The sequence below is a fragment of the Noviherbaspirillum sp. genome, from assembly GCF_035654295.1.
Classification (GTDB): Bacteria; Pseudomonadota; Gammaproteobacteria; order Burkholderiales; family Burkholderiaceae_D; genus Noviherbaspirillum.
In genome coordinates, this window is record NZ_DASRXF010000037.1 from 1 (window position 1) to 2,743 (window position 2,743).

Consider the following 2,743-nt stretch of genomic DNA (forward strand, 5'->3'; position numbering starts at 1 on the left):
CCCCAGCTACGCCGCATACGGCGCGTGCCATGACAAGATGCTGGGGGATCCGGAATTCGCAGCGTGGCAAGCGGCTGCGCTGGGGTCCGGCACGGTCGATCTCATCAAGAGCAGCATTTCGAGGGAAATACCGCTCTGACCCTCGGCATGCCCGGGGCTGCCTTCATCACGCGCGCTCCGGACGAAGTCGGCCGGCAGCGCCTTCCTGCCGTCCGGAGCGGCGCCGGCCCTCCGGCAGCGGGCGGTTTGCGGCCGCCAGAAGCGGACGGAGGCCGGCTGCCCTTATAATCCCTGTGCTCGGTCCCGATTGCGCATTTCCCGGCCCGGCAAGGCTGGCGGCAATGCCTGTCGCCGACGTACTTACTTACGTCCTTTGAAAGAGGTGCGCATGAAGAGTCGAAAGCCGGGATCTGGCGCGGATGCCAATGACAGCCTCCGGGAGGTCTTGCGCAGCGCGTCCGCCCCGCTGATAGCGTTGCTGGCATTTGCGATACTGCTTCCGGTATTGCTCGCTGCCTGGTTCGGCTGGCATCACTACGGCAGGGTGCTCGAAGAGGCGGAAAATACCGCACAACGGTCGGTGGTGGCGCTGCAAGAACACGCTGCCAATGTATTGGACTCCCATGCCCTTGCGCTTTACCAGGTCGCCGGCATCACTGACGGACGCTCCCGGACCGCGCTTTCCACCGACCGCGAGCTGCAGCGCACGCTTTCCGACCTGACTGCCCGCTTTGAGCAGATATCCGACATCGGCGTCACAGACGCAGACGGCCGGTTAATCGCAAGCAGTGCGGGAGCCAGTTATCCGCTATCGTTTGCTGAACACGATTTTTTTATCGCGCAAAAAAGCGGCATCGCCCGCGGCATGTTCTTCAGCGAAGCGTATGCAGGCAAACCGGATGGCAGGAGCCAGTTCGCCATCAGCATTGCCCGCACCAACCCTGCAGGCGCTTTCGACGGCATTATTTTTGCGAGCGTTCCGGTCGATTACTTCACCAAATTCTGGGAACAGTTCGTACCCTCGCGCGGCTATCTTGTTCCCTTTATCCGTGAGGATGGCGTGCTGCTGACGCGCTATCCGGCAGCGAACAACCCGACTCGACTCAATCCTAACGGCCCGTTCGTCAGCCGCATACGGCATTCGCCCAGCGGCATATATACCGCCAAGTCGCAGGTGGATGGCATCGAGCGCATCAATGCGTACAGCCGCGTGAAAGCCTATCCCTTGTACATCAGCTACAGCATCGAGAAACGCAACGTGCTGCGGAAATGGCGCGAGGACATGGCGCCCGGACTTTTCATGGCATTGCTGGTCATTGCGGTGCTCACCTTCCTTTGGGTTGCCGTCGTCCGGCAGTCATTCCGCCAGCGCGCCGCTACCGCGCAATGGCGCAACGTCGCGGCTGAACTCGAGAGCGAGATCCGGCGCCGGGAGAACGCGGAAGAGGCGCTTCGCCACGGCCAAAAGATGGACGCCCTGGGTCAAATCGCGGGAGGAATCGCGCATGACTTCAACAACCTGCTGACGGGCATCGCCGGCAATTTAACGCTCACGCGGGTGCACCTGGAGAAGGGCCGCCTCGACGCGGTAGCGCGCTCGGTCAAGGCCGCCGACTCGGTAGTGGGTACCGCGTCGGCGATTACGCATCGCCTGCTGGCATTCTCGCGGCGTGACTCTCTGGCGCCCAGCGTGATCAACATCAACGACCGGATCGTCCTGATGCAGGACATGATCCTTGCGACGGTAGGCCCGTCAATCACCGTTCGACTGTCTCTTGCGGAAGACTTATGGAATACCCTGTGTGACCCCAATCAACTCGATACCGCCCTGCTGAATCTGGCCATCAATGCCCGCGATGCGATGGAAAATGGTGGCGAGCTCGAACTTGTGACAGAGAACCTTGTGCTGGATGCGACGGCCCCGGAACATGCAATACCGCCGGGCCGTTATGCGGTTCTCAGTGTCAGGGACACCGGCAAGGGAATGCCTCCCGATGTGATCGAGCGTGCCTTCGAACCATTTTTCACCACCAAACCAAAAGGCCAGGGAACGGGTCTGGGATTATCGATGATCTACGGCTTCGTGCAGGAGGCGCGTGGCGAGATCAGGCTGCACTCGGCCGAGGGTGCCGGAACAACGGTGAAAATCTATTTGCCCCGACGGGAATAAGCATGTGTCGCCCGTAAAGCGCCGGTGCAGGCGCCTTACGGCGGTTTTCAGTCAACAGGTTCAGACGACGGTGATCCAGCCGTCCAGCGTGCCGGCCGCCGCTTGCTGGAAGCCGACCAGGACCAGGCCGCTGTAGTAGTCGTGCACCGCGCGTTCGGCCTGCTCGATCCGCAGGAGCGCATCGGGTGGGATACTGTTTTCGTCAATGTCCGGATCATTGAAAAGCCGGTCGAGCAGCACCTGGTCTTCCGCGCTGAGGCCCTGCTTTGCGACCTGCACCGCCACCGCTTCCTGCGTGGTCGCGTAGCTGGCGACCTGCATCATCTCCGGCGCCGTGAGATGGAACCGCACGGGCGTCATCTGTTGGTCGTTCAGCACCGTGTAGATCAGGAACGTGACGCCGTTGCTGTCATAGCTTCCTTCTGAGATATCCCGCGGATTGTCGTTGTTCAGCGGTGCGAGGCCGGTCGCGATCTCGAGGTTGCCGATGAATTGCGCCTGCGCGGTGGTGAGCGTGGCGCTCTGGCCGAGCCCCTGCGACGGGAACAGGTCGATCACGCCGTCATTGCGATA

Annotated in this window: 2 protein-coding genes; one reads left to right on the forward strand and one right to left on the reverse strand. The window is 61.6% G+C overall.

Going from position 1 to position 2,743, the window contains the following annotated elements; translation table 11 throughout:
* The first annotated feature begins 388 nt into the window (after positions 1 to 388).
* On the forward strand, positions 389 to 2,170 hold the full coding sequence (locus tag VFF99_RS04300) for a hybrid sensor histidine kinase/response regulator (protein WP_325015294.1): 1,782 nt from the start codon (positions 389 to 391) through the stop codon (positions 2,168 to 2,170).
* A gap of 60 nt (positions 2,171 to 2,230) precedes the next feature.
* Here VFF99_RS04300 and VFF99_RS04305 read toward each other — a convergent pair.
* Positions 2,231 to 2,743: hypothetical protein (locus tag VFF99_RS04305; protein WP_325015296.1), on the reverse strand; the 513-nt coding region annotated here is incomplete at its 5' end.

What these genes read in the sequence shown, in the direction of transcription:
- VFF99_RS04300 (WP_325015294.1), top strand. Translation starts at nt 389, where the DNA reads ATGAAGAGTCGAAAGCCGGGATCTGGCGCGGATGCCAATGACAGCCTC.